The sequence below is a fragment of the Chitinophaga varians genome (assembly GCF_012641275.1).
GTDB lineage: Bacteria > Bacteroidota > Bacteroidia > Chitinophagales > Chitinophagaceae > Chitinophaga > Chitinophaga varians_A.
On the sequence record NZ_JABAIA010000001.1, the window covers coordinates 237,622 to 264,027 of the forward strand.

Sequence of the window (26,406 nt, forward strand, 5' to 3'; positions counted from 1 at the left end):
TGTATGCAAGAATCTCCTAATCCCGGCGTGAAATGGGGTTTCATCGCCGGAGCTGTTCTTATTTTGTTGAATGTGGCGACCTGGAAGGCAGGTCCTCAGGTGCTGTTTTCCTTCTGGAACAGCATCAGCCAGCTGGTATTGCTCATCATTTTCGCCGTACTGGCCGGAAGAGAACGCAAAAAACAGGTAGGAAAATACATTGGATTTAAAACCGTTATCAGACCTGTATACACAACTTTTGTCCTCAGCATGTTAATGGTAACAGTGTACCAGTTTGTATTATATAAGTACATTGATCCGTCATTGTCCGCCGCACTGAAGGCCGATACGCTTGTTTCTACAGAACGTACCATGCGGTATTTAAAGGCGCCTCAGGATATCATCGACCAGCAGCTGGAAGGTATTAAAGCGGCTGATTTTTCTGTAAGCATCGCCAAATCATTTCTTGATTATTTGAAAGTGCTTATTTTCTATTTCGGCATTGCTGCCATCGTATCGCTTTTCCTGCGCAAAAAAGCGCCGGAGCAACAACACTCATAATACTATTCTATTAAGATGAACATATCCGTAATCGTTCCTTTAAAAAACGAAGAAGAATCACTTCCTGAACTGGCCGCCTGGATCGACCGGGTAATGCAGGAGCACCGTTTCACCTACGAAGTATGGATGGTGGACGATGGCAGTACTGATGGCTCCTGGGAAGTGATCCAGCAACTGGCCATGGCCAACCCCTGCATCAAAGGCATCAAGTTCCAGCGCAACTATGGTAAATCCGCCGCTCTCAACGAAGGCTTTAACGCCGCCCAGGGCGACGTGGTGATCACCATGGACGCCGATCTGCAGGACAGCCCGGATGAAATTCCGGAACTGTACCGCATGATCGTGGAAGATGGATACGATCTGGTCAGCGGCTGGAAAAAGAAACGTTACGATAATGCTTTCACGAAAAACCTGCCGTCCAAATTATACAACTACACCACTACCCGCATGAGCGGTGTCAGGTTGCATGATATGAACTGCGGGCTCAAATCCTACCGCAAAAAAGTGGTGAAATCCATCGAAGTATATGGCGAAATGCACCGGTACATCCCCGTCATAGCCAAATGGAACGGCTTCCGCAACATCGGTGAAAAAGTGGTGGAACACCGCGCCCGTAAATACGGCGTCAGCAAATTCGGACTGGAACGTTTTATCAACGGTTTCCTCGACCTGGCATCCATCATGTTCATCGGTAAGTTCGGCAAACGCCCCATGCACCTCTTTGGCGCATTGGGCACCCTGTTCTTTTTCTTCGGTTTTGTGATCGCCTTTTACCTTGCCTTCGCAAAAATTTTCTACGACCAGTATAACATGACGGACAGACCGATCTTCTTTCTGGCACTGCTCTTTATGATCATCGGTTCCCAACTGTTCCTGACCGGGTTTATCGGTGAACTGGTTACCCGTAACGCTCCCGAAAGGAATAGCTACCTCGTGGAGGCAAGAATGGACAAATCAATCAACTAATGGCCAACACCAAAAAGAAAATACTCATACTCGGTACAGCCTATCCCTTCCGGGGTGGGCTGGCTGCTTATAATGAAAGACTGGCGGAAGAGCTGCAGCTGACAGACGACGTGGAGATATTCACGTTCACCGTGCAATACCCCGGCTTTCTCTTCCCCGGTAAAAGCCAGTACTCTACCGACCCGCCGCCGCAACACCTGCGGATAAAACGGCTGATCAATTCCGTAAACCCGCTCAACTGGCTGATCGTTGGGCGCAAGATCCGGAAAATGAAACCCGATATCATCATCACCAAATACTGGTTGCCCGTGATGGGCCCGGCGCTGGGCACACTGCTCCGCCTGGGAAAACGCCGCAATACCAAAGTAATCGCGGTACTGGACAATGTGGTGCCACATGAAAAACGCCCCGGCGATGTGGCGTTCACCAAATATTTCCTGAAACCGGTAGATGCTTTTATCGCCATGAGCCAGTCGGTGCTCGATGATCTGCGGGTGTTTGAGCCCACCAAAAAGGCGTCGCTCATCCCCCACCCGATCTATGACAACTACGGCACACCCATTTCCAAAGCAGCAGCACGCCAACGGTTGCAACTGCAACCAGGCAAACGGTATATCCTGTTCTTCGGCTTTATCCGTCAGTACAAAGGCCTCGACCTGCTGCTGAAAGCGATGGCCGACGAGCGCATGAAAAAACTGGACGTTCATGCTATCGTGGCCGGCGAGTATTATGAAGATGCAGCCCCGTACCTGCAACTGCTGGAGGAACTGCAACTGGGCGACCGGGTGCTTATGCACACCGATTTTATTCCCACAGAAGCCGTAAAAAACTATTTCTGTGCAGCCGACCTGGTCGTACAACCCTATAAAAGCGCCACCCAGAGCGGCATCTCCCAGATCGCCTACCATTTCGAAAAACCGATGGTGGTCACCCGCGTGGGCGGCCTCGTGGAAATGGTGCCTGACGGCGTGGTAGGCTTCCAGTGCGATCCTGAACCAGCGGCCATCGCCGCGGCCATCGAAAAATATTTCGTCGACAACCGGGAAGCGGATATGACCGCTGCCCTGCAACTGGAAAAACAACAATACTCCTGGTCGCGCCTCGCCCGGGAAATTCATACATTAGCAGCATCCTGATCATCCGCTTAAAAAGTAAAAAAATTGATCTACAGAAGTAAAGCACCATTACGTATAGGCCTGGCCGGTGGAGGCACCGATGTAAGCCCTTATTCCGATCTGTATGGCGGCGCCATTCTCAACGTTACTATCTCGTTGTATGCCCGCGCTTCCATAGAACCATTGTCTGATGGAAAAATCATTTTTGAATCCGCCGACAGAAAAGAACAACTGAGTTACGACGCCGTATACCCGCTGCCGTTAGACGGCAAACTGGACATCCTCAAAGGCGTTATCAACAGAGTACAAAAAGACTATGGTGGCCTGCCCTCTTCCGGTTTCAGGCTCACCACCTACGTAGACGCTCCTCCCGGCTCCGGACTGGGCACCTCTTCCACCCTAGTAGTAGCTGTGCTCGGCGCCTTCGCCGAATGGCTTAAACTGCCATTGGGAGAATACGATATGGCACACCTCGCCTATTCCATTGAGCGGGAAGACCTGCAACAGGCCGGTGGCAAACAGGACCAATATGCGGCCACTTTCGGCGGCGTGAACTTCATGGAGTTCTATGGTGGCGATAAAGTGATCGTGAACCCGCTGCGTATCAAAGAAGTACATCTGCATGAGCTGGAAAACAATCTCGTATTGTTTTACACCTCCACCAGCAGGTTGTCTTCCACGATCATCTCCGAACAACAGAAAAACGTGAACGACAAAAAGGACGACTCCATTGCGGCCATGCACCACCTGAAGGAACAGGCCGTGATGATGAAAGAGGCCCTTTTGCGCGGCTCCATCGATAAAATAGGAGAAATCCTCAACTACGGTTTTGAATATAAAAAACAGATGGCCAAAGGTATCACCAACCCCCAGCTCGATGAGATCTACGAAGCGGCCCGCAAGGCAGGCGCCAGCGGCGGCAAAATCTCCGGTGCCGGAGGCGGTGGCTTTATGATCTTCTACTGCCCGAAAAACACCCGTTTTAAAGTGGTAGACGCCCTCAACAGCTTTGGCGGCGATGTAAAACGTTATACCTTCACACATCATGGTATTCAAACCTGGAGTATCTAATTTTAAAACAATCCGACATGAAAACAAAAATCGCCCAGACCATCCGTGAAAGCATTGCCGTGAAAGAGGCTATTTGTCAGGATGAAAGGCTGTTACATACTATTCAGCAGGTAGCCGAAGTGATCGGCCTCAGCCTGAAACAAGGCCACAAAGTGCTGTTCTGCGGCAACGGTGGCAGCGCTGCCGATGCACAGCACCTGGCCGCTGAATTCTCCGGCCGTTTTTATAAAGACCGTGAACCGCTTTATGCAGAAGCCCTGCATTGCAATACGTCTTATATGACCGCTGTAGGCAACGACTATGGCTATGAACATGTATATGCCCGCATGCTGCGCGGCATGGGCCAGCCCGGCGACGTGCTGGTAGGACTTTCCACCTCTGGCAACTCCGCCAATATCCTCGAAGCCATGAAAGTGGCGCGGGAAAAAGGCATGACGATAGTGAGCTTCACCGGCGCCACCGGCGGCAAAATGAAAGATGGCAGCGACTACCTGATCAATATCCCTTCCACTGATACGCCCCGTATCCAGGAAGCCCACATCACGGTAGGCCACATCATCTGCGAAATAGTGGAAAATAACCTCTTTGGCGAATGAGTATGGAATGTATCGTACTGGCCGGAGGCCTGGGCACGCGCCTGCGCAGCGCCGTAGCCGACAAGCCCAAATGCATGGCGCCCATCGGCGATAAACCTTTTCTGTACTTCCTGTTACAATACCTGCACCAGCAAGGCATCCGCCATGTGGTGCTGTCACTCGGCTACCTGTCTGAACAGGTGATCGCCTGGTGCCGGCAAACACCACTGCCGCTACGTGTATCCTTCAGCGTGGAACAGGAACCACTCGGCACCGGCGGCGGCATCCTGCATGCCCTGCCGCTGCTGGAAGGCGATCAGCTGTTCATCGTCAACGGTGATACCTTCTTCGACGTGGACCTGCTGGCAATGGTCCGGTTCAACCGCAACAACCCAAGCCCGCTCACGCTGGCACTGAAGCCCATGCAGCAGTTTGACCGCTACGGCAGTATTGTGCTCAGCGCCGGCAATAAAATCGAGGCGTTCCGGGAAAAACAATACTGCGACCAGGGCCTGATCAACGGCGGCATCTACCTGACCAGCGCCGCTTTCCTTCAAAGCCTGTCCCTGCCGGTGAAATTCTCTTTCGAACAAACAGTACTCGAACCACAGGCCGCCCGGGGTAACCTCAATGGCTATATCAGCGATACCTATTTTATCGACATCGGTATACCGGAAGACTATAACAAGGCGATCGATCATTTTTCCAAAATATAGATATGTACCTTTTTCTTGACCGGGACGGTGTTATCAATGACGAAATAAAAGACGGGTACGTGCTCAATCCCGGCATGTTCCGCTTCAGCGAAGGCGTGCTGGAAGCCATGCCCCTGCTGTCCCAACGCTTTGAACGGATTTTTGTGGTGACCAACCAGCGTTGTATCGGACGGGGACTGCTCACCATTGACGGCCTGCAGGAAATCCATGCGCAAATGCTGGCCGCCATCCAACAGGCAGGTGGCCGGATAGACCACATCTATTTCTGCCCCGACGTGGAGAGCAACAGCCCATGCCGCAAACCCAACGCCGGCATGGCCACGCAGGCAAAAAACGATTTCCCGGAAATTGATTTCACCAAAGCCGTCATGGCAGGCAATACCCTCAGCGATATGCAGTTTGGCCGTAACGCCGGCATGCAGACCGTGTTTATCGCCTCTACCCTGCCGGACACGCCTTTTCCCCATCCGCTGATCGATAAAAAATATCCCGACCTGCTGCGGTTTGCACAAGACATACAATAATTTAAAGCCAGAACCGTATTATAGATATGATAAAAAAAATAATACTGTCACTGCTATTCCTTGTACCAACCGCCGGTATATGGGCGCAAAGGCCTGATGCTGCCGGCTATGCACGCCTGCGGAAAGATCAGGACACGTTGCAGCAGCTCAGCCGGGAAATATTCGCCGGGAAAGGCGACGCCGGCAGGGAAGCCGCGACCGAACAGTTTATCCCGGCACTGGTACGTGCCCTTAAAACACCTTACTCGTTCCGGTTTCCGTTCGACTCCCTGCGTACTGTGTCTATTCAATATCCGCAAGACAGCAGCTTCCGTATTTTCACCTGGGCCCTGGAAAGGGAAACAGGCTTCTACCGCCACTATGGCGCCATTCAGATGAATACGCCGGATGGCCAGCTGAAGCTGTTCCCGCTGTTTGATATATCCGATTATATCACGAATACGGACACTATCGCCGGCAACAAAGCCTGGTACGGCTGCCTGTATTATAACATCGTACAACGGCACTATTTTAACCAGGAGTATTACACGCTCTTCGGCTGGGACGCCAATAATCCCCGCAGCCAGAAAAAACTGGTGGAAATGCTCACCTTTAAAAAAGGCACTCCTGTTTTCGGCGGCCCCTTCTTCAGCTATGCGGAAGACTCCGTGCCCAAACCGACCCGGAACCGCTTTATCCTTGAATATAAAAAGGAAAGCACCGCCACGCTCAACTATAACAAGGAACTGGACATGATCGTATTTGATCACCTGATATCCGAAACCAATGAGCCGGCAAAAAAATACACCTACGTATCAGATATGGATTACGAAGGCTTTAAATGGAAAGGCGGGAAATGGACGCACGTCAACAAAATATTCCATGACGCTATTCCATTAGGTAAAGGCGCGCCGGTGCCACAACCGCTGGACCAGAAAAAGAAAAGCATGACCAACCCGCGTTCCGCAGAGGATTATCAAACGGAGCAAAACAACAAACAACCCGCGAAAAAGAAACAATAGCTATTTAGGGATTCGTTGATTTGCGATTTTTTGATTTTCGTGGATGATAATAAAAAAGAAGACCAAAGCGATTCACTCGCTTTGGTCTTCTTTTTTTATTCGCTCTGATGATTTCCGAAATCAAAAAATCGCAAATCAAAAAATCTCAACATTTAGAACAGCTCACCTTGCACCTGTGAGTCGTCATTCGGGTCGGGGTCTTCATCCTCTGACAACAACTCGGCACTGATGAGGTCTTCTCCTGCAATACGCGTACCTACTGTTCTCCAGCCGGTCACTTCCACAAATTCGGAGAGATCGATCTCTTCTTCTTCGGGGCTGCGCTTCTTGCCGGTTTTCAGCAACACCACCGGTTGTGTGTGAGTGGTCACCATTTCCAGGTAGTTGCCGTTGCCTTCCTTAATGAACAGGAATTTATTGTTTAAGGTCTGTGTTTCAATACGGAAACGTTTTACGTTGAACTGCTTTTTATCGGCGTCAAAGTAAATAGCCGTTACTATTTTTTCCGGGTTGAATTTCTCGATATACACCACATCATTGGATTCATAACGGTTGGTGAGCTCAAAGTTTGTCAGCTCATAAGTGCCGTTTTTGAATGCCACGAATATTTTATCGTCACCTTCAAAGCTGCCGATGTACACGCCTCTTTCTTCTGTATTCAGGCGGCCTGTTTCTGAATCGTACCAGATTTTCTGGCCGGCCAGGGTGGACACGCCTTTCTCTTTGAATTTCACGCCACGGATCGGGTATTTGGTCACCTGGTTGCCCATAGAGCTACGGCCTTTGATGGCAATGGTTTCAAAGAACAGGTCAAATTCCTTGTTACGGGCAGAGCAGTTTGGGCTCAGTTTGATAGTGACCACTTCCGCTTCCCCGTTCGGGTTGGCAGAGAAATAGTGGACCTTGGAATTTTTCTCTCCTTTATGTGCCAGGTCATATTCTTTGTCACGGGTAACACCGGTAACGTTGAAGCGTTTGGCGTAGCTTACGCCTGTTTTACCTTCCACATAAATCATGTTGTAGGTAGTGCGTTCATCGTTCTTGCGGAACACGTCCACATGAATGATATCCTTGCCCACAAAGGTTTTGTCGGCCACTTTGGTGACCATCATTTTACCATCGCGGCGGAATACGATGATATTGTCGAGATCGGAGCAGTCAGCCACAAACTCGTCTTTCTTGAGGGACGTGCCGATGAAGCCGTCCGCACGGTTTACGTATATCTTGGTATTGGCGATGGCCACCTGTTGTACCTGGATGGTATCAAAGGTCTTAATTTCCGTTTTACGTTCGCGGCCTTTGCCGTATTTCTTCTGCAGTCCTTCATAGTAGGACACAGCGTAGTCCACCAGGTTTTGCAGGTCGTTTTTCACCTGTTTGATGTCTGCTTCGAGGCCTTTGATCTGTTCGTTCAGTTCATTGATATCGAGGCGGTAAATACGGCGTACAGGCTTCTCCGTGAGTTTCACAATATCTTCGCGGGTAATGTCGCGTTTCAGTTGTTTTTTATACGGAGCGAAACCTTTATCGATCGCATTCAGCACTGTTTCCCAGTCTTTATGCTTTTGTTCCAGTTCCTTGTAAATTCCTTTTTCAAAGAAGATTTTTTCAAGGGAGGTGTAATGCCATTTGTCCTGGAGTTCTGCCAGCCTGATTTCCAGTTCCTGTCTCAGCAGTTCTTTGGTGAAGTCGGCAGATGCTTTCAGCAGTTCGGAAGCGGTCAGGAAGTGTGGTTTATCATCAACGATCACGCAGGCGTTGGGTGAAATGGATATTTCACAGTCCGTAAATGCGTAGAGCGCGTCGATGGTGATGTCCGGAGAGATGCCGGGCGCCAGCTGCACTTCAATTTCCACTTCAGCGGCGGTATTGTCCACCACTTTACGGATTTTGATTTTGCCGCTGTCGTTTGCTTTTACAATAGACTCCATCAGCTGGGTGGTAGTGATGCCATAAGGCACGTCTTTGACCAGCAGCGTCTTTTTATCTTTCTCCTCGATGTGCGCGCGTACCCTTACCTTACCGCCGCGTTTGCCGTCGTTATAGGCGGCCACGTCGATCATACCGCCAGTAGCGAAGTCGGGGAACAGTTCAAATTTCTTTCCTTTAAGATATTTGATGGAAGCGTCTATCAGCTCATTGAAGTTGTGCGGCAATATTTTGGTGGACAATCCCACCGCGATACCTTCGGCGCCCTGTGCCAGCAGCAGCGGGAACTTCATCGGCAGGGCCAGCGGTTCGTTTTTACGGCCGTCATAGCTCAGCTGCCAGGTAGTCGTTTTGGGATTAAAAGCCACGTCCAGTGCGAACTTGGAGAGGCGTGCCTCGATGTACCTTGCCGCCGCCGCATCATCGCCGGTGCGCACATCGCCCCAGTTACCCTGCGTGTCTATCATCAGGTCTTTCTGGCCGAGGTTTACGATGGCATCGCTGATGGAGGCGTCGCCATGCGGATGGTACTGCATGGTTTGCCCGATCACGTTGGCCACTTTATTAAAACGGCCGTCGTCCATTTCTTTCATGGCATGGAGGATACGGCGCTGTACGGGTTTCAGCCCGTCTTCCACGCTGGGTACGGCGCGCTCCAGGATTACATAGGATGCATAGTCCAGAAACCAGCTTTCATACATGCCACCCACGTGGGTGATATTATGCAGCGATTCGTCTGATGTTGTATTTTCAATATCCATGTATAATACGCTTACTATTTTTCGATAAACATTTTTTCAAGATCTGTTCTCCAGACACGTACGCTGTCTTTCTGTACATCGGCCATGGAGTTCAGTTCTATAAAGCAGCAGTCCGTTTCCGCGATCAGCTGGTGCCATACGTTGACAGGCACTTCCACGCGGGCCGGCGCCACTACTTCGATGGTACGGATTTCATCTCCTCCTACCGGGCACCAGTGGATCAGCGCTTTACCGGTGAGCAGGAACATGATCTCCGGATTTTTGTTGTCGCTGATGCCGGTATGGTAATGCTGGCCGCTGCTGCTGCCGGCATGCCGGTAACAGAGCATAAATTCCCCGGTGCGGGTACAGTCCCAGAGATAGTTGCTTCCCCGGTCGTCTTCCCCGGCGAGAGACAGGGTGGTTACTTTTATCATTCCGTTACAGGATTTGCAGTGTTATTGTCTTCTCCCGGCAGCTTCACTTCAAAGTCACGAATTGTTTTCAGGTCTCCTTTGCTTTCCACTTTACCCTCTTTCACCAGTTCTTTCAGGCGCCATCCCAGGAATTGGTCCATCACCGGATATTTCAGTTTACCGGTAACCTGTTGTACCACACGCCACGCTTTGACAAACTCTTTACCGGTTTGTGCCAGCAGCTCCTTGTCATAAAACAGCGTAGGCTCTCCCTTGATTTTTTTTCCGCCTTCCAGCATCCGGATACCGGCGTTTTCATTCATAAGGCGGTGCCACTCTTCCCCGTCCAGTTCAAACTCCGCGAGGGAGATAGCCCTGGCGAGTTTTTTTGCTTTAAGATATTCTTTAGGCAATATCTGGTGCAGATGGGTAGGATAAAAAACAGCGCCTTTTTCATTGAGGAAAGGCAGGTTGTTCAGGTAGATGATATAGATGCGGCCTGCGAAATCATACAGCTGGCTTACCAGCCAGTAATAACCGCATACATCGCGGGCATTCTGACCTGCCCATATCCATACTTCGAGGTCCTGCTCTTCTTTCAGTTGTGTTTTCAGGGCTTTCAGCCTGTCTGCGTCACCGGGCGCTTCTTCCACGGCCGGCACTGCAGGAGCTTCCTGCCCGGTTGTTTCCGGTGTTAACTCCGGTTGCTGCACCGGCGCCTGCGGAACAGCCGCCAGCTGTAGCCACCACTGGCGACGGTTGGCTTGTCCTTCTTTGGTGTCCAGTATAAACAACGGGCCAACAGACAGGTCGTCTTCAAAGCAAAGCAGTTCGCCCTGCATTTTTTCGTCCATGTTGACGGCTTCTGTCAAAACCGGTACAGATGCCTCGCCAAACACAATGTGTAAAAGCCCCATCTTCGTTTATTTAAATTTCTTCTTCAATCAGGTCCTTTTCGTACCGCAGGTTGTTGATGATGAATTCCTGTCTGGCCTGGGTGTTTTTGCCCATGTAGTATTCCAGTAACTTCTGGATGTGAATGTCTTTAGACAGGATGATCGGCTCTATGCGGATATCATCACCAATGAAGCGGCCAAATTCGTCCGGGGAAATTTCACCCAATCCTTTAAACCGGGTGATCTCTGGTTTGTTCCCCAGCTTTTTCACCGCTTTCTGTTTCTCCTCTTCGGAATAACAGTAAATGGTTTGCTGTTTGTTGCGTACGCGGAACAGCGGTGTCTCCAGGATATATACGTGCCCGTTTTTCACCAGGTCAGGGAAAAACTGCAGGAAGAAAGTCAGTATCAGCAGGCGGATGTGCATACCGTCCACGTCGGCATCGGTAGCTACCACGATGTTGTTGTAGCGCAGCCCTTCCAGCCCCTCTTCAATATTGAGGGCGTGTTGCAGCAGGTTGAACTCCTCGTTTTCGTATACGATCTTCTTGGTGAGGCCGAAACTGTTCAGCGGTTTACCCCGTAAGCTGAACACCGCCTGTGTTTCCACGTTGCGGGATTTGGTGATGGAACCGCTGGCGGAATCACCTTCCGTAATGAAGATGGTAGTTTCCAGTCGTTTTGTTTCCAGTTCAGCTTTCTCTTTGCCGGTAAATTCATCGTTGAGGTGAAAACGGCAGTCACGCAGTTTGCGGTTATGCAGGTTGGCTTTTTTCGCTCTTTCGTTGGCCAGTTTTTTAATGCCGGCCAGTTCTTTCCTTTCGCGTTCGCTTTGCTCGATGCGTTTTTTCATGGCATCGGCCACAGCGGGATTGCGATGCAGGAAGTCGTCCAGGTGTTTGGACAGAAAGTCCAGTATAAACGCCTTGACAGAAGGACCGCCTTCAAATACCACCTGGGAGCCCAGTTTGGTTTTGGTCTGTGATTCGAACACCGGTTCCTGTACCCGAACGGAAACAGCCGCACAGATGGATGACCGGATATCGGTGGCTTCGTAATCTTTTTTGTAGAAGTCACGTACCGTTTTCACGAAAGCCTCACGGAAAGCCGCCAGGTGCGTACCGCCCTGGGTAGTATGCTGACCGTTGACGAAGGAATAGTATTCCTCACCGTATTGGTTTTCGTGGGTGATGGCCACTTCAATGTCTTCTCCTTTCAGGTGGATGATGGGATAGCGCAGGTCTTCCTCGTTGGTTTTACGCTGCAGCAGGTCCAGCAGACCGTTTTTGGAGAGATATTTTTTCCCGTTGAAATTCACTGTCAGGCCGGCATTCAGGAAGCAGTAGTTCCAGATCTGGTTTTCCAGGAATTCTGGGATGAAACGATAGTTTTTGAAAACAGTATCGTCCGGTGTAAAGGTCACCAGTGTCCCGTTGGGTTCAGAAGTAGCGGTTTCCTTGTGTTCCTTGATCAGTACGCCACGTTCAAACTCTGCCACTTTCATGCGGCCATCACGCACTGACTGCACGCGGAAATAGCTGGAGAGGGCATTCACCGCTTTGGTACCCACCCCGTTAAGGCCTACAGATTTCTGAAAGGCCTTGCTGTCGTATTTGGCGCCGGTATTGATCTTACTCACCACATCTACTACCTTGCCCAGCGGAATGCCACGACCAAAGTCGCGCACAGTCACATTGTGCTCGGTCACTTTCAGGTCTATCTGCTTGCCAAAGCCCATGGTATGCTCGTCGATACAGTTGTCGGCCACCTCCTTCAGCAGGATGTAAATGCCGTCGTCCATGCTGGAACCGTCGCCCAGCTTACCGATGTACATACCTGGACGGAGCCGGATATGCTCCCGCCAGTCCAGTGACCGTATGGAGTCTTCCGTATAGGAAGCAAATAGATCTTTGTTATCCGTCTTATCCGTGTTTGCCATATTATATTAAAGTTTCCTAAATATTTATTTTCCTAGGGTTTAAAAAGCTGCTGCAAGGATACTAAATCTTTTAGCAAAATCCGATTGCTGGCAAAAATAAAGGATTCAGTGAATCATCCCAAGTATTAGTTATACAATATGTCTAGATTATTAATTATCAATGTATTGATCATGTTAATTTTTGGGGTAAGAAGGGGCACATCTATATATTATCATATTTTTCCATTGGGTTATTCAATAATTTCTATAAAAAATATTTTTTATTTAAATAATTCATTATATTTACTCAAGACACACACATTTATTGAAAACATCCTAACCTATGTCCTTATGAAAACACTTTTTATCATTCTCGTTTTAATCGCCCTGGTCGCGGCAGTTATCGCAACTTACATGATTCGCCGGGAACAGGAAAACAATATCGGTAATAAATTCCTCCGCCTCATCCGGAAATTTGATTCCTGGCAAATGATGCGGTAATCTGTCACCCACAGCAAGGTCTTTCTACATTACTATCAGCAAAAGAGCATCAGTCTGGCTATCGCCTTCAGAGGAGTGTCATGTTTTTGTACACAGGGAAAAATTATTTAACCATACAATCCCATCCTATGAAAACTGGTCTGTTATTCAAAACGGCATGTCTTATCATTGCCGCAGTGGTACTCTGTGCTCACTTGTTGCGCAAACACGCAACGAAGTAAAGAACTATAAAGGGCGTACGGGAAAGTCTTAAAGGGGCTTTCCCATACGCCCAATTTTATTTGACCGGTAAATCACCTTTACCTGTAACTTCTACATCCCGTCTTCGTTTTAATATACTCACCCGATCATTGTCAAGATCGTTCCCTCACTTCTGGTATTCCACTGGAAAAGTATATTATTAAATCAATACACATATCTAACAAATTATAAAACAAACATTTAGAATATTTAACTTATTTTCTCTAGCTTTGCCGCGAATTTATCGCAAGCCTGACATGAGTAAAGTCCTTTTCACTTTTCCTTTAAATCCGATAGAAAAAACCAGCGGCGCACAAACCCGTGTAATTACGTTGCTACAGTATTTTAAGGAACGGGGCATGGAGGTTGATTTTTTTTCGCTGACCGACTATTGGGGCGTGACCTCAGCGGAAAATATCAAAGCATTCAAAGAAAGCGGACAAGTCAGGAACGCATGGTTTTATCCCAGAAAACCGGCCAAGAAAAATTTCCTTCAATACTTTTTCTCGTATAAAATACCCAAACTGCTGCACCGTGTAAAAGGCGCAATCCCTAACCACGTAAGCCCTTATCTACAGGAGAAATTCAACAACATACTGGAACAATACCAGTACGATTATATCATTGTCAGTTATGCTTACTGGGCTGACCTTATAAAAGACAACCCACGCATAGGAAATGCCGTTACTATCGCCGACACGCACGATCTGCTGGCCGCGCAACACCAACACGACAAAGGCGTGGAACGTGGCATAGCATTGGGTGACGAATTAAAAAGATTATCGCGGTTCGACCAGGTTTGGCTATGCTCTCCGGAAGAAAACTATTTCTTCAGCCAGTTCCTGAAAAACCAGGTGAAATATATTCCGACCATGGTGGAAGAACCGGCGAATATAAAAAAGGATGTTCCCGTGAAATACGACCTGATCTATGTAGCCTCGCATAACCCGCACAATCTTGCGGCGGCTGACTGGTTCTTCAAACAGGTATTTCCCTTGATTCCTGGCCACGTCACGCTTTGTGTGGTCGGATCGATCTGCCGTTTTATTCCTGGTGGCCATAAAAATATTACGCTGGTACCGTTTGCAGAAGACCTCAGCGAATATTACCTGGCGTCGAAAGTAGTGATATGTCCTATGCTTTCCGGAACCGGCGTGAAAATAAAAGTGGTGGAAGCCATGTTATTCGGACTGCCTGTTGTATGTAACGAAAGAGGCATGGACGGACTGCCGGACAAAAACAATTGCGGCTGCCTCGTAACACAGGACCCGCGCGAGTTTGCCGGTTATATACTGAAATTGCTGGAAGACAAGGCCTTTCATGCAACACAAAGCGAACTGAGTGCCGCTTCCTTCAGGAATAATTTCGCAGCAGCCAACGTATACAAAAAACTGGACAAAGCACTCAACTACACCAGCGCCAACTAACACTCATCTTGTAAAATCACCATCAGCATGGCTAAACAGCAACGCGTTTTATACTTCTTCCCTTATAATCCTATCGGCAGGCAAAGTGGCGCCCAAACCCGGGCCATCACCCTTCTCCGGTATTTTAAGAGCAGGGGCATGAAAGTAGACCTGGTGTCCCGCCAGGGCGACTGGGAGAAAATTACACCTGAAGAAATGGACATGGTGAGAAACAGCGGGTTTGTAGAAAATGCCTGGTTCTGGTCCCGTAAGCCACCCAAAAAAAATCCGCTTGTTTACTTTTTCCAGTACAAGTTGCCGCACATGCTGTTCAACCGCAAGCTCAACCCCATAAAAGGTGGCCTGCCCAACCTGGTGAATCTGCACCTGCGCAGGGAATTCGACAAACTGCTTCAGCAAAATAAATATGACTATATCATTATCTCCTATGCCTATTATGCAGATCTGATCAAAGACAACCCATTTATCAACGGTGCCTGCACCATCATGGACACGCATGACCTGATGGCCTCACAACACCAGCTGGATAAAAACGTGAACGTAGGCGCCGCCCTCGGAGATGAGATCAGAAGACTTTCCCTGTACGACCAGATATGGGCCTGTTCGGGTGAGGAGAATTATTTTTTCAGCCAGTTCATTCGGAAAGAAACGCTCTACATCCCTACCATGGTGGAAGAGCCAAGGCAAGACGATGGCCGGACAGAAAAGAAATACGATATTATCTATGTGGCATCAGATAATGAAAACAATAAAAAATCAGCCGCCTGGTTTTTTGATAAGGTATACCCCTTATTGCCACAGTCGTACCGCCTTTGCATCATAGGCAAGATCAATGCACATATTCCACAAGGCCTCAGTAATGTAACTTGTCTTCCATTCGTGGAAGACCTGAGCGATTATTACCTGGCTTCGAAAGTAGTGATATGTCCTATGTTGGCCGGCACCGGCGTCAAAATAAAAGTACTGGAAGCTTTCTCTTACGGCAAGCCCGTTGTTTGTAACGAGAGGGGACTGGACGGGCTGCCGGAAAAAACCGACAATGGCTGCCTCGTATCAGAAAGCCCTGCCGGGTTTGCAGATCACATCACCCGCCTGCTGACCGATCCCGCACTGTTTGCAGAACAAAGTGCATGGAGCGCCGCCTCTTTCAGGAAAACATTTGCAGCAGAAAAAGTGTACCAACGAATTGATGCCGCTTTAAAGGTTAACCAGCCATAAAATATTTCAGCATGCCATCTCCGCTAGTAACAGTCATCATACCGGTCTATAACCTCGCTCCATATCTGGAAACCACCATCCAGTCGCTGGTGGGGCAAACCTATCCCAATACGGAGCTGCTCTTTGTGAATGATGGTTCTACGGACAACTCAGCGGAGATACTCAAGGCCGCAGCGGAGAAATACCCGAATATCAGGTCCCTGCACCAGGAAAACGCAGGACAGGGTGCCGCCCGGAACAACGGGCTGGATAACGCCACCGGCGAATTCGTCCTCTTCCTGGATGGCGACGACTGGCTGGACCCCGTCACCCTGGAACGGGCAGTGGAAGCGGCGTTGAAGGAAAACGCAGACATAGTTTGTTTTGGCTACAAAAGCGTAAAAAAGCAAGCCGATGGCAAGCTGGAAGAACTGTATAAATTTGAATACGACCCGGCTGTCTTCCATGAAGACCTCGTTTCCTGTTTTCTTGCGGAAAACACCGTGAGGAAAGATGCAGTGAACACCGCCACACTGGGCAAGCTGTACAAACGCTCACTGATCGAAACACATCATATCCGGTTCCGTCAACGTATTTTCGAAGACTCCCCTTTTATGCTGGAAGCGGTTTATCACGCTACCAGGCTGACCTGTATCAGCGGTTATTTCTACTACTATCTTCAAAGGGGAACAGAAGGAGAAGCGTCTACCATGAACAGCGGTTTCAGGGCAGATAAAGTAGCGCTCTTTTATCAGGCAGACCAGCAAATGAAATCATTTCTTCTTTCCAAAGGGGTATGGTCCAGGTACCGCAATGATTTCAGCCGTTACCATAATGCCCGTGTGATTATTTACGGTGGTTATTTCGAATTGTACCGGTACAGCCATGCTGCTACAAAAGAAGCATACCGCGCCTTTATAAAATTGCTGCAAAAACACAGTGCAGACCTGGGATGGGAAAGAGCTTCCCTCTTCAAGACCTACAGAAAAAGAGTCCCTGTTCTTCATATCGGCTTATTCCTGAGCAGGATCAGTCCGCGACTGGCTGACCGTTACTTCAGGACTTATGAAAAAAAATACGCGTTCGACCGGCCCTCATCCGGTAATTGACAAGGCTGCGTCCAGGCGTTTGGAAACTTCTTCAGCGGAGAAACATTGCAGAAAAGTATTCTTCGCCATCTCACACTGCTTTTTATAGAAATCATGGTCCTGCAAAAGCTGCTCTACGAATTGTGCAAACTGGCCGGGCGTTTCAGCCACCAGGCAACCGTTATTGCTTTTAAACGGTAAGCCGTCCGTTCCTCTTTCCGTACATACTACCGGCAGGCCGTGCGACAGGGCTTCCACCACTTTTACCTTCACGCCTGTTCCCTCCAGCATGGGTGACAAAGCCACACGCGCATTGACATACATCGTTTCCAGGTGCTGAACGTAGGGAACGAGTGTTACATTTGGCAGGTCTTTGGGCACATGGGCGGTAATGGTGCCTACCACTGCCAGCCTGATATCAGGAGACAGCAATGGATACACTTCATTGAAGAACCAGGCGGCCGACATAATATTTTTAGCGTTGTCACTGGCTACATACACAAGATCATATTCCGGCGTCGTCTTGCTGCTGACGGGTATGGGATCAGGCAGCATCATGGGAATGTATTTTACGCGGTCGCCAAGAAACTGGGAGAAGAAATAACTCTCTTCCGGCGAAATGGCCCATACCTGGTCATAAAGCTCCAGGCGCCTTAACTCATCGCCCAGCGCCACGCTTACGTCAAACCCCGGCTCATGCTGGAGCAGCGAGGATTCCAGGTCATGTGTATCTATGATGGTCAGCGATTTGGCAGCAAGGGGATTTTTATAGATCAGGTCGGCCCAGAAAGCGTAGCTGATGATAATATAATCGTAATGCTTCCGGGAAAGCACTTCATTGAACTGCTGCTGCAGATGTAAAGTCACGCGGTTAAGAATCCCTCCTTTCGGACTGGTCTTCCTGATTAATGTTTTGTTCGGGAGTTTATATCCAAAAAAATAAGAAACGGGATTTCCTTTCTTCGGTTTTCTTTCCAGCAGGTATACTTCATTTACCAGGCCTGTTGCTTTCAACCCGGTGATCCCTTCATCAGTAAACGTACCCCAGTGTTTTTCAGATACAAAATCGACTTCCAGGTTTCTTTTTTTGAAATATTCCAGGAAACCTAAAGCCCTGGTCACATTGCCTGCATTTTTCGCCAGTGGGTTGACCGGAAAGTAGAACAATAATCGCTTCACTTATAAAAAATTAAAACGTATGGTCTTTATAACATAATGACAGAGTCGATCTTCGACACTTCCTTGTAATAGCTGATCACTTCTTCTTCGTTCTGCACCAGCAGCTTTATGGTAAATGACCTGTATTTCCCGTTAGATGAATTGATGGCAGTGATCTCCGCCGGAGTACCGGCAAACACCGATTTCAACGCGGCGATCTTTTCTTCCTCCGCCTTCACGATAAACTTAAAGGTATAAATTGTAGGAGAGACGATAGACTGTTGCAATAACGTCCGAAAATTCTCATATGGATCTCCGCTCAAGTTGGCATCCCTGTTCTCTTCAATTGCCATTTTCTGTGTTTATTAATTACCAAACCTGCAAATTAACCAATTTTAGGCGCTTACAGCCAACACATTAATAATAAAATGATATTATCATGTAAAAGTTATTTCATGAATAGTTTTCCGCAGGATAGTATATTAGAAATACGGGAGACAGATGAAGACTGGGGCGTAACTATCGTTTAAATAAAATTGAGCGGGCCTGAAAGCCTTAGTGGCTTCAGGCCCACCCCTGATATGTTTAGCGGTTGTAGTATTTGTTTACCGCATCAGTCCTGCTACGGACATGCAGTTTCTCATAAATATTATGAACGTGCCTTCTTACTGTTTCTATACTGATAAACAGATTGCTGGCAATTTCCTTATACAGGAAACCTTTGGACAACTGGTCCAGAATTTCTTTTTCACGCGTGGTCAGTGCTTCCAGAGCCGGATTAGGTTTGGCTTGTTTCTGAAAAAAGGCCACTACCCTTCTGGCAATCTGCGAGCTCATAGGCGAACCGCCTTCATGCAGGTCCCTGATGGCTTCCAACAGCTCACCGGGAGAGGTTTTTTTGAGGATGTACCCACTTGCACCGGCTTCCAGTGCCATGAAAATTTTGTCGTCATCTTCATATACAGTGAGCATCATAAACTGCATATCCTGGTACTCTGCTTTCAACCGGGCAATACATTCAATACCGTTCATCCCACCGGGAAGATTAAAATCCATCAGTACTACGTTGGGCAGCAATTGAGGGATTTGCTCCAGTGCGGTTTCTGCATTATTGAAGGTGCCAACACAGGCATAACCGTCAGAACCATTAATCAGCAATTCCATAGCCGTGCGGATATCATGGTTATCTTCTACTATCGCAATAGAAATGATGTCCATGTTATCCTGGGACTTCTTCTTTGAGTATACCGTCATGTTTATAGGAATTATAACACTTAAATGTTACTTAAAACAAATGTATGTTAATTTAGTGGGATATCGAGAAAAACTATTGTCCCATTGTTGGAAGTGATATCTGCATTACCTCCCACTGCCATCATCCGCTTCTGAATATTTTTCAAGCCATTGCCAAACAAACGGACTTTCTCCTGGTCAAACCCTTTGCCATTGTCTTTGATCATGATCGTCATGTTTTTATGCATTTTCACTTCTATGATTACCTCACTGGCCTTGGCATGTTTCATCACATTATGCAATGATTCCTTTACGGCCAGATAAATGTTCCGCCGGGTACCGCCGCTAAGTTTGATGTCCGGGATAACTTCAGGGAAGAAAAACTGATGCGAGATGTGCGCATGCTCCAGGAAATCGGCAGCAAAACTGCGCATATACGCGATCAGATTGGCCAGGGAATCATTGGAGGAATTCATCGCCCAGATGATTTCACTCATCTTGTCGATCATCTCCCCGGCGGTTTCACTGATTCGCTCAATCTCTTTCGTTTGTGATGTATCCGGTATCTTTCTTTTGGCTATTTCGCTCAGCAGCCTGATCGTGGACAAACCAGACCCCAAATCATCGTGCATGTCACTGGAAATACGCGCCCGCTCCTGATCTACTGCCTGCTCCTTTTCCAGTTTCAGCTTCTCATGCCTTATTTTATAATCAAGATACAACGTAGAAAAATAATATGCAATGCCTAACAGCAACAACAACAATAAAAATCTAAACCACAACGATTGCCAGAACGGTATCCTGATCTGTATCTCCAGCATGGTAGGCGTGGTATTCCAGCTGTCATCATTGTTAGAAGCCTTTACTTTAAATACATAACTGCCCGGATGAAGGTTCGTATAACGCGCCATCCGGAACGCGCCGGCTTCCACCCAGTCTTCATCGGCACCCTCCAGCTTATACTGCACCTTGTTTTTCAATGGATTGGTATATTCCAGCGGCACAAACTCTATGGCGATCGTATTCTGATTATATGGCAGCTCTACCCGCTTCAGCAGTGATATCGCCGTATCTGACTCATAGGGCTTGTCCAGCACTTCCATCCTGCGGATGATCACCTTGGAATTGAAAGGGTTTTTCCGGAAATCTTTCGGATAAAAACCATTTACGCCACGGGTACCGCCAAAAAACAACTCACCGTCAATCGACTTATAAAAGGCGCCGGTATTGAACTCGTTGGATTGCAGCCCGTCTTCATGATTAAACGTGGTGATCTCCTTGGTTACCGGATTGATCTGTGTAACACCTTTGTTGTGGCTCACCCAGATACGGTCTTTATCATCCAGTAACACGCCGTACATGTAGTCATTGATCAGTTTCGGATAGTCGTAACTGTTATAATGTGTTTTTAACCGCTCCGAAGCATCGTATACAAACAGCCCCTTATTGGTGGCTATCAGCAGCTCTTTATGCGGGGTTTTGTTGATCCCCTTTACTGTAGTGCCTTCCGGCAGCCGCACATACCGCCAGTGCGAATCAGCCAAATGTTTGATATACAAGGCAGACTTGGTCCCCACATATTGATTGCCCATATGGTCTTCAAAGTAGGTGGTCAGCAATTCGTCCTGGAAGTCATGTACCACAGACACGGTATAATCAAACCCGCCATGTTCTTCAAAACGCAACAGGTAACGGCCGTAATTAAAATACAACTCCCCGTTGGCACGCTTGAACAGGAAAGGGAACGGATCTTTCTGCGGCGGCAGTTTTAACGCCTCCACTTTGGCGGTAAGGTCCCGGAAGCCTTTGGTCTGTACATTGAACAATCCGATATGCATCCCGGCAAAATGCAGCCACAGATGTTCAAAATTTTCACGGCAGATAGCGCCCAGATCGTTGCCCGGGAACTTATGCGGGTATAACTCATTGCTGATACGTTCAAGGAACTTGCCCTGGTCCCCGTAGATGTTGAGCCCGTCACGCATCAGGCCTACATACAGTTTGCCGTCATCGTGCTTATATACCGCCTGCACCATGTTGTGAGAAATATAAGGAGAACGGTACAGGTTGAACACCTTTTTATGCGGGGAATATTTCTTCAGTCCGTCTCCGTCTGTACCCACCCACATATTATCAGAACCATCGCGGTAGAGATAGCTGACAAGGTTAAAAGAGCGTGTTTCAAATGTATTGAAGCTGACAATATGCCGGATAATTTCATTGCGGGCGATGCTATAGATAAGAATACCGTCTGTTCCGCCGATCCAGGCGTTGCCTTCATGATCGATCTCCATCACATTGGGCGTAAATTCATCGCCCCATTCATTGCGGTAATCATAGCTCAGGTCGCTGAATTTGTTCCGGCGCTTGTTGAATACGATAACGTGGCCTTCACTGACGATCAACAGGGAATCCGCGTTCAGGTCACGCATGATAGGGCTTTTGCCCACACCCGGCAGACAGTAGGTTTGCAACCGCAATGTTTTAATGTCCAGTGCCAACAGCTCTCCTTCGTCGCCGCTCATCCAGATGGTATTACCGTCTTTCAGCAGCGCGGAGGGGATGATGCCCATACGTTGAAACTGGGACGGGTACAGGATAATACGGCGGATCGCGTAGGTACTGTCATCCAGTACGTACAGCCCTTTCATGGGCCGCCACACCCAAAGGCTCCGGGTAGCGGTGTCTTCCCCCAGTATCCTGAATTTGACATTGGCATCCCGTTCCTGTGCATTCACATTGGAGGTGTCTACCAATACGGTGCGGAAATTATTGCGGTATTTATCGTAGAGGCTGATACCATTATTATGGGCCAGCAACAGCTGATGTCGGCTGTCACGATAGAATGAGTATCCTTTGTATCCTTTCAGGTCAAACCGGTTGATCACCGCCCGGTTACCATTGCTGCCGCGTGGTACCAGTTCTCCTTTCCCCTCTCCCGCCCTTAGCTGGGAGCTGGGCTTGTAACGGTATTCGTTGAAAGTGTACCCGTCGAAACGGTTGATGCCATCACGGGTGGCAATCCAGAGAAACCCCTGGTCATCTTGCGTGATATCAAAAACAGTGCTTTGGGAAAGCCCGTCATTTACGCTGTAGCTGTCAAAAATATACGGCTTCTCCTGCGCATATAGCATGCTGGTACCCAACAGAAGGGCGCATAGGCTCAGGTGAAAAAGTTTTTTCAAGTGGCGGGAATGAAGCACGCTGATTTAGTTATTGACAGTAAGCTGGTTTAGGCTGTTTTTGCAAATATATAATTCTGCGCCACACTTTCTAGCTATTTTGTATTTTTCTTGCGGTTTAACAGATTGGAAATAAATATTATAATTAATGTCCATACTTTCTCACTACAGGCAACTTCCGTTTTCCATTGCCTTCCGGTTGATGATTTTCGCGAAGCGAATGCTGCCCTCCAGCCTCCTATTATGGATGCTGACAATCCCATGCCTCAAGGCATCGGCACAAAACGGCCAACCTTATTCAATACATGTACTGGAGGCGCATCCGCCCCTGAAAAGCATACGTGGCCTTAGCGCCGTTACAGACGATGTTGTATGGGCCTCCGGCACGGGCGGCATGGTAGGACGCAGCATCAATGGAGGCGACACCTGGGAATGGCATCAGGTAAAAGCCTGCGACAGCTGCGACTGGCGCTCCCTTTATGCCTTCAATGACCGGAAAGCGGTGGTGATCAATGCCGGAGAACCGGCACATGTATTCCTTACCGAAGACGGTGGCCAATCCTGGCAACAGGTGTACTTCAACGCCACGCCTGGTATCTTCTTTGATGCTGTGGCATTTTATAACGATCAGGAAGGCATCGCTATTGGCGACCCGCTGCAACAACATTTTGCCATGCTCCGCACACACGATGGTGGCCACACCTGGCAACAGGATACACCGGCGCAATCTCCCGAAGCGCTTGCCGGCGAATCTATTTTCGCTGCCAGCGGTACCAGTCTCATTGCCCGCAATGGGCTGACCGTCTTCGTTACCGGTGGCACTGTGTCGCGCTTCCATCAGCTGTCCGGTACCCGCTGGAACAGCAGGCCGCTGCCATTGCTGCAGGGACAAGCCAGCACAGGCGCCTTTTCTGTGGCATTCCTGAACAACCGCACCGGCATCGTGGTGGGCGGTGATTACAGGCAAGACACTATTCGTCAACAAAACTGTCTGCTTACCGGCGATGGCGGCCGTACCTGGTCCGCCCCCGTAACGGCGCTCGGCGGTTTCAAGTCCGCTGTTGCCTGGCTCACGCCGCAAATACTGGTGGCCACTGGCACCTCCGGCACGGATATTTCTACGGACGGTGGTAAAAACTGGCAGAAGATTGGAGAAGGATTTCACTGCGCGGCAAAATCGGGAAATGGAAAACGCCTATTTTTGGCGGGCAAATCCATCGCGCGTTTGGAAAAGGTAGAATAAGAAACGGGGAACCCAAAACACCAAATAAAAAGGTGCTCCTGGAAAGGCGCACCGGAAAAATAGGTTAAAGCAAAAAGTACATTTACCATATGAAGTTACTAACTAATCAAGTCAATTTTCACTCTTTTTTGTCAAACGAGTGATTTAAATCGTAAACGCAGGAATTATCGCATCTAACGCGAATGTCTGTACTACTCTGATTTTTTTATGTAATTTAAGACCATGCAACAGCCGGGAAAATTAATCCGGTAATAACACAGGCTGTTGCCCGTGATTCACAAAAAGAGACTATGCAAGTTGAAACCTCGTCCAGTAAATACGGTATTAAACATTACCCTGATGCTATCCGGGAATGGAAGAAAGAAGGAAACTATTTTTGTTTTTATACCAGCGAAACCATTTTGGAAGTAAGGGTGATCGCAGACAAGATCATCCGTTTCCGTTACGCTGCTGACGGCACTTTCCAGCGTGATTTTTCCTACGCTACCAGCGATACCCTCGAAGAATCCCCCATCTCCTTTGGCATTAAAGAATGGGAGGAAACATTTGAAATATATACCGACGTCCTGAAAGTATTCATTGCCAGGGACAATCTTCGTATCACCATCACCGATAAAGACGGGAAGGTGATCAATCAGGATGAAATGGGCTTCCACTGGCAGCACTATCTGCAAAAAGGCGGTAAAATCGTTTATTGTAGCAAGCTCGTCCAGGAAGATGAATGTTTTTACGGTCTCGGTGACAAGCCCACAGACCTGAACCTTCGCGGCAAGCGCCTCGAAAACTACGGCACCGACGCCTACGGTTACCAGAAAGACACCGACCCGCTGTACCGTAACATTCCCTTCTATTACGGGCTGCACAACGGTATCGGGTATGGTATCTTCTTCGACAATACTTTCCGCACCATCTTCGACTTCGGCAAGGAACGGGAAGACGCCTGCAGCTTCTGGGCCCGCGGCGGCGAAATGAACTACTATTTCATCTACGGTCCCGAACTGCTGGATGTTGCCGCCACTTACACCCGCATCACCGGTACGCCTGAACTGCCGCCCCTGTGGACGCTCGGCTACCATCAGTGCCGCTGGAGCTATTACCCCGATAAACGGGTGCGGGAAATTGCCGCAGAATTCAGAAACCGCCGCATTCCCTGCGATGTCATCTACCTCGACATCGACTATATGGAAGGCTTCCGCTGCTTTACCTGGAACAAAGAATATTTCCCTGATCCTGCAGGACTTATCAGAGACCTGGCAGCACAAGGCTTTAAAGTAGTGGTGATCATCGATCCCGGCATCAAGGTAGACCCGGACTACAGCATCTACCAGGAAGGTGTGAAAAACAACTACTTCTGCAAGCGGGCCGACGGCGCCCTCATGGAAGGCGATGTATGGCCGGGTAAATGTGTATTCCCCGACTTCACCAATCCGGAAGTCAGGGAATGGTGGAGCAGTCTTTTTAAAGGCCTCGCCGAAACCGGCGTCCGTGGCGTCTGGAACGATATGAACGAACCCGCTGTCTTTGAAATGGGCACTTTCCCGGAAGACGTACGGCATGACTATGACGGCGAAGAAGTGAGCCACCGTAAAGCCCACAACGTGTACGGCCATCTGATGAGCAAGGCCACAGCTGCCGGCATGAAAAAATACCTGCTGCCAAACCGGCCTTTCCTGATCACCCGCTCCTGCTATGCCGGCGCACAACGCTGGTCTTCCGTATGGACCGGCGACAATGTTTCCAGCTGGGAACATCTGTGGCTGGCCAGCATACAATGTCAGCGCCTCGCCGTCTCCGGCCTCTCTTTCGCGGGCAGTGATATCGGCGGCTTTATCGGTGAACCCGACGGAGAGCTTTATACCCGCTGGATACAGCTGGGCACTTTTCATCCGCTGATGCGTACCCACTCCGCCAGCAACGAAACCGGTTTCAATCAGGAACCCTGGAGCTTTGGCCCTGACTATGAAAAAATAGTCGCCAAATTCATTTCCCTGCGTTATGAACTGCTGCCTTATCTGTACACCACTTTCTGGCAGTACGCCACATACGGCACTCCCATGCTGCGTCCGCTCGCTTTCGTGGCCCAGCATGACCCGGCCACCCACAACTGTACGCATGAATTCATGATGGGCGACGCACTGCTGATCAGCCATGTCAGTGAAGAAGGCATGAAGGAAAAAGCAGTGTACCTGCCTCAGGGAAAATGGTACTACTTCTGGAATGATACTGTATATAACGGCGGCCAACAGACCACCGTACCTACACCCCTGGAGGAAATGCCGCTGTTTGTCAAAGCCGGCACGGTTGTTCCCCGTTACCCTGTTATGCAGCATACCTATGAATCTCCTGTGACTGAGATGCTGCTGCATGTGTATTACGGCGAAGAAATCACAAAGAGCACGCTCTATGAAGATGCCGGCGATCACTACGGCTACAAAAACGGCCAGTACAATGTGATCAACTTCAAACAGGCTTCTTCCGCGGAACAATTTACGCTGAAGAAAAAATACTATGTCAACTATGAAGTAGCGTATACCCATCACCGTATCATTCTGCACGGACTCCCTTTCAAAGCAGCCACCGTACTGATAGACGGTACGTCGCTGACACTGACGAACGATCATTATTTACCTGACGGCACTATTTCGTTTATCGTTGACCGTGGGTTTGAAAATATTACGATCCACAAAGCGTAGTGCTTTTTTGTTGCAAGACCGGTCATGTGAATCCTGA

22 protein-coding genes are annotated in these 26,406 nt (G+C 48.7%); 14 read left to right on the forward strand and 8 right to left on the reverse strand.

Going from position 1 to position 26,406, the window contains the following annotated elements; all coding sequences use genetic code 11:
* The first annotated feature begins 3 nt into the window (after positions 1-3).
* From HGH92_RS00895 to HGH92_RS00930, 8 genes are read left to right on the forward strand one after another with little or no spacing between them, the layout of a single operon-like run.
* The gene (locus HGH92_RS00895; RefSeq protein ID WP_168868892.1) at positions 4-540 is read left to right on the forward strand and encodes a DUF4199 domain-containing protein; all 537 of its coding nucleotides are present in this window, start codon (positions 4-6) and stop codon (positions 538-540) included.
* 15 nt (positions 541-555) lie between these two features.
* Positions 556-1,506, forward strand: a complete 951-nt coding sequence (locus tag HGH92_RS00900; RefSeq protein ID WP_168868893.1) for a glycosyltransferase family 2 protein — start codon at positions 556-558, stop codon at positions 1,504-1,506.
* On the forward strand, positions 1,506-2,642 hold the full coding sequence (locus HGH92_RS00905; protein WP_168868894.1) for a glycosyltransferase: 1,137 nt from the start codon (positions 1,506-1,508) through the stop codon (positions 2,640-2,642). Before HGH92_RS00900 ends, HGH92_RS00905 begins: the two co-directional genes overlap by 1 nt.
* A gap of 24 nt (positions 2,643-2,666) precedes the next feature.
* Complete coding sequence (locus HGH92_RS00910) at positions 2,667-3,692, forward strand: dehydrogenase (RefSeq protein WP_168868895.1); 1,026 nt, start codon at positions 2,667-2,669, stop codon at positions 3,690-3,692.
* Positions 3,693-3,709: 17 nt separating this feature from the next.
* The gene (locus HGH92_RS00915; protein ID WP_168868896.1) at positions 3,710-4,288 is read left to right on the forward strand and encodes an SIS domain-containing protein; all 579 of its coding nucleotides are present in this window, start codon (positions 3,710-3,712) and stop codon (positions 4,286-4,288) included.
* Entirely contained in the window at positions 4,285-4,983 is a 699-nt protein-coding gene (locus HGH92_RS00920) for a nucleotidyltransferase family protein (protein WP_211092504.1), read from the forward strand. The genes HGH92_RS00915 and HGH92_RS00920 overlap by 4 nt, the downstream gene beginning before the upstream one ends.
* Before the next feature lie 2 nt (positions 4,984-4,985).
* The gene (locus tag HGH92_RS00925; RefSeq protein WP_168868897.1) at positions 4,986-5,507 is read left to right on the forward strand and encodes a D-glycero-alpha-D-manno-heptose-1,7-bisphosphate 7-phosphatase; all 522 of its coding nucleotides are present in this window, start codon (positions 4,986-4,988) and stop codon (positions 5,505-5,507) included.
* A gap of 26 nt (positions 5,508-5,533) precedes the next feature.
* On the forward strand, positions 5,534-6,508 hold the full coding sequence (locus HGH92_RS00930) for a hypothetical protein (RefSeq protein WP_168868898.1): 975 nt from the start codon (positions 5,534-5,536) through the stop codon (positions 6,506-6,508).
* A gap of 152 nt (positions 6,509-6,660) precedes the next feature.
* Here HGH92_RS00930 and HGH92_RS00935 read toward each other — a convergent pair whose 3' ends face one another.
* From HGH92_RS00935 to HGH92_RS00950, 4 genes are read right to left on the reverse strand one after another with little or no spacing between them, the layout of a single operon-like run.
* A complete protein-coding gene (locus HGH92_RS00935) occupies positions 6,661-9,198 on the reverse strand; it encodes a DNA gyrase/topoisomerase IV subunit A (protein ID WP_168868899.1) in 2,538 nt (845 codons plus the stop codon).
* A 14-nt stretch (positions 9,199-9,212) separates the two neighbouring features.
* Positions 9,213-9,614 (reverse strand): hypothetical protein, encoded by a 402-nt coding sequence (locus HGH92_RS00940; RefSeq protein WP_168868900.1) that lies wholly within the window; start codon positions 9,612-9,614, stop codon positions 9,213-9,215.
* Entirely contained in the window at positions 9,611-10,510 is a 900-nt protein-coding gene (locus HGH92_RS00945) for a DUF1835 domain-containing protein (RefSeq protein ID WP_168868901.1), read from the reverse strand. Before HGH92_RS00945 ends, HGH92_RS00940 begins: the two co-directional genes overlap by 4 nt.
* 10 nt (positions 10,511-10,520) lie before the next feature.
* A complete protein-coding gene (locus HGH92_RS00950; protein WP_168868902.1) occupies positions 10,521-12,428 on the reverse strand; it encodes a DNA topoisomerase IV subunit B in 1,908 nt (635 codons plus the stop codon).
* A gap of 330 nt (positions 12,429-12,758) precedes the next feature.
* On the opposite strand from HGH92_RS00950, the gene HGH92_RS00955 reads away from it, so the two are divergent.
* From HGH92_RS00955 to HGH92_RS00970, 4 genes are all read left to right on the forward strand, one after another.
* Positions 12,759-12,908 (forward strand): hypothetical protein, encoded by a 150-nt coding sequence (locus HGH92_RS00955; protein ID WP_168868903.1) that lies wholly within the window; start codon positions 12,759-12,761, stop codon positions 12,906-12,908.
* Between the two features lie 497 nt (positions 12,909-13,405).
* Positions 13,406-14,575 carry a glycosyltransferase gene (locus tag HGH92_RS00960; RefSeq protein ID WP_168868904.1) on the forward strand — a complete coding sequence of 390 codons (1,170 nt, stop codon included), beginning with the start codon at positions 13,406-13,408 and terminating at the stop codon, positions 14,573-14,575.
* A gap of 27 nt (positions 14,576-14,602) precedes the next feature.
* Entirely contained in the window at positions 14,603-15,793 is a 1,191-nt protein-coding gene (locus tag HGH92_RS00965; RefSeq protein ID WP_168868905.1) for a glycosyltransferase, read from the forward strand.
* A gap of 11 nt (positions 15,794-15,804) precedes the next feature.
* Positions 15,805-16,881, forward strand: coding sequence for a glycosyltransferase family 2 protein (locus tag HGH92_RS00970; RefSeq protein WP_168868906.1), 1,077 nt, complete (start codon positions 15,805-15,807; stop codon positions 16,879-16,881).
* Here the strand turns inward: HGH92_RS00970 and HGH92_RS34130 are convergent.
* From HGH92_RS34130 to HGH92_RS00990, 4 genes are all read right to left on the reverse strand, one after another.
* The gene (locus tag HGH92_RS34130) at positions 16,867-18,039 is read right to left on the reverse strand and encodes a glycosyltransferase (RefSeq protein WP_168868907.1); all 1,173 of its coding nucleotides are present in this window, start codon (positions 18,037-18,039) and stop codon (positions 16,867-16,869) included. The two genes, HGH92_RS00970 and HGH92_RS34130, sit on opposite strands and share 15 nt — an antisense overlap.
* 26 nt (positions 18,040-18,065) lie before the next feature.
* Positions 18,066-18,371: a DUF493 domain-containing protein gene (locus tag HGH92_RS00980; RefSeq protein ID WP_168868908.1), complete on the reverse strand. Its 306-nt coding sequence runs from the start codon at positions 18,369-18,371 to the stop codon at positions 18,066-18,068.
* Positions 18,372-18,603: 232 nt separating this feature from the next.
* Positions 18,604-19,272, reverse strand: a complete 669-nt coding sequence (locus tag HGH92_RS00985; protein WP_113614132.1) for a response regulator transcription factor — start codon at positions 19,270-19,272, stop codon at positions 18,604-18,606.
* A 47-nt stretch (positions 19,273-19,319) separates the two neighbouring features.
* Complete coding sequence (locus HGH92_RS00990; RefSeq protein WP_168868909.1) at positions 19,320-22,436, reverse strand: triple tyrosine motif-containing protein; 3,117 nt, start codon at positions 22,434-22,436, stop codon at positions 19,320-19,322.
* Positions 22,437-22,581: 145 nt separating this feature from the next.
* On the opposite strand from HGH92_RS00990, the gene HGH92_RS00995 reads away from it, so the two are divergent.
* Both HGH92_RS00995 and HGH92_RS01000 read left to right on the forward strand, forming a co-directional pair.
* Positions 22,582-23,676 carry an oxidoreductase gene (locus HGH92_RS00995; protein WP_168868910.1) on the forward strand — a complete coding sequence of 365 codons (1,095 nt, stop codon included), beginning with the start codon at positions 22,582-22,584 and terminating at the stop codon, positions 23,674-23,676.
* A gap of 290 nt (positions 23,677-23,966) precedes the next feature.
* The gene (locus tag HGH92_RS01000; RefSeq protein ID WP_168868911.1) at positions 23,967-26,369 is read left to right on the forward strand and encodes a glycoside hydrolase family 31 protein; all 2,403 of its coding nucleotides are present in this window, start codon (positions 23,967-23,969) and stop codon (positions 26,367-26,369) included.
* Positions 26,370-26,406 lie beyond the last annotated feature (37 nt).

Coding starts and splice junctions, on each gene's coding strand:
- HGH92_RS00915 (WP_168868896.1), top strand. CDS start 3,710: ATGAAAACAAAAATCGCCCAGACCATCCGTGAAAGCATTGCCGTGAAA.
- HGH92_RS00970 (WP_168868906.1), top strand. CDS start 15,805: ATGCCATCTCCGCTAGTAACAGTCATCATACCGGTCTATAACCTCGCT.
- HGH92_RS00920 (WP_211092504.1), top strand. CDS start 4,285: ATGAGTATGGAATGTATCGTACTGGCCGGAGGCCTGGGCACGCGCCTG.
- HGH92_RS00935 (WP_168868899.1), bottom strand. CDS start 9,198: ATGGATATTGAAAATACAACATCAGACGAATCGCTGCATAATATCACC.
- HGH92_RS00950 (WP_168868902.1), bottom strand. CDS start 12,428: ATGGCAAACACGGATAAGACGGATAACAAAGATCTATTTGCTTCCTAT.
- HGH92_RS00955 (WP_168868903.1), top strand. CDS start 12,759: ATGAAAACACTTTTTATCATTCTCGTTTTAATCGCCCTGGTCGCGGCA.
- HGH92_RS00905 (WP_168868894.1), top strand. CDS start 1,506: ATGGCCAACACCAAAAAGAAAATACTCATACTCGGTACAGCCTATCCC.
- HGH92_RS00960 (WP_168868904.1), top strand. CDS start 13,406: ATGAGTAAAGTCCTTTTCACTTTTCCTTTAAATCCGATAGAAAAAACC.
- HGH92_RS00895 (WP_168868892.1), top strand. CDS start 4: ATGCAAGAATCTCCTAATCCCGGCGTGAAATGGGGTTTCATCGCCGGA.
- HGH92_RS00900 (WP_168868893.1), top strand. CDS start 556: ATGAACATATCCGTAATCGTTCCTTTAAAAAACGAAGAAGAATCACTT.
- HGH92_RS00925 (WP_168868897.1), top strand. CDS start 4,986: ATGTACCTTTTTCTTGACCGGGACGGTGTTATCAATGACGAAATAAAA.
- HGH92_RS00980 (WP_168868908.1), bottom strand. CDS start 18,371: ATGGCAATTGAAGAGAACAGGGATGCCAACTTGAGCGGAGATCCATAT.
- HGH92_RS00930 (WP_168868898.1), top strand. CDS start 5,534: ATGATAAAAAAAATAATACTGTCACTGCTATTCCTTGTACCAACCGCC.
- HGH92_RS00945 (WP_168868901.1), bottom strand. CDS start 10,510: ATGGGGCTTTTACACATTGTGTTTGGCGAGGCATCTGTACCGGTTTTG.
- HGH92_RS00985 (WP_113614132.1), bottom strand. CDS start 19,272: ATGACGGTATACTCAAAGAAGAAGTCCCAGGATAACATGGACATCATT.
- HGH92_RS00995 (WP_168868910.1), top strand. CDS start 22,582: ATGTCCATACTTTCTCACTACAGGCAACTTCCGTTTTCCATTGCCTTC.
- HGH92_RS01000 (WP_168868911.1), top strand. CDS start 23,967: ATGCAAGTTGAAACCTCGTCCAGTAAATACGGTATTAAACATTACCCT.
- HGH92_RS00940 (WP_168868900.1), bottom strand. CDS start 9,614: ATGATAAAAGTAACCACCCTGTCTCTCGCCGGGGAAGACGACCGGGGA.
- HGH92_RS00965 (WP_168868905.1), top strand. CDS start 14,603: ATGGCTAAACAGCAACGCGTTTTATACTTCTTCCCTTATAATCCTATC.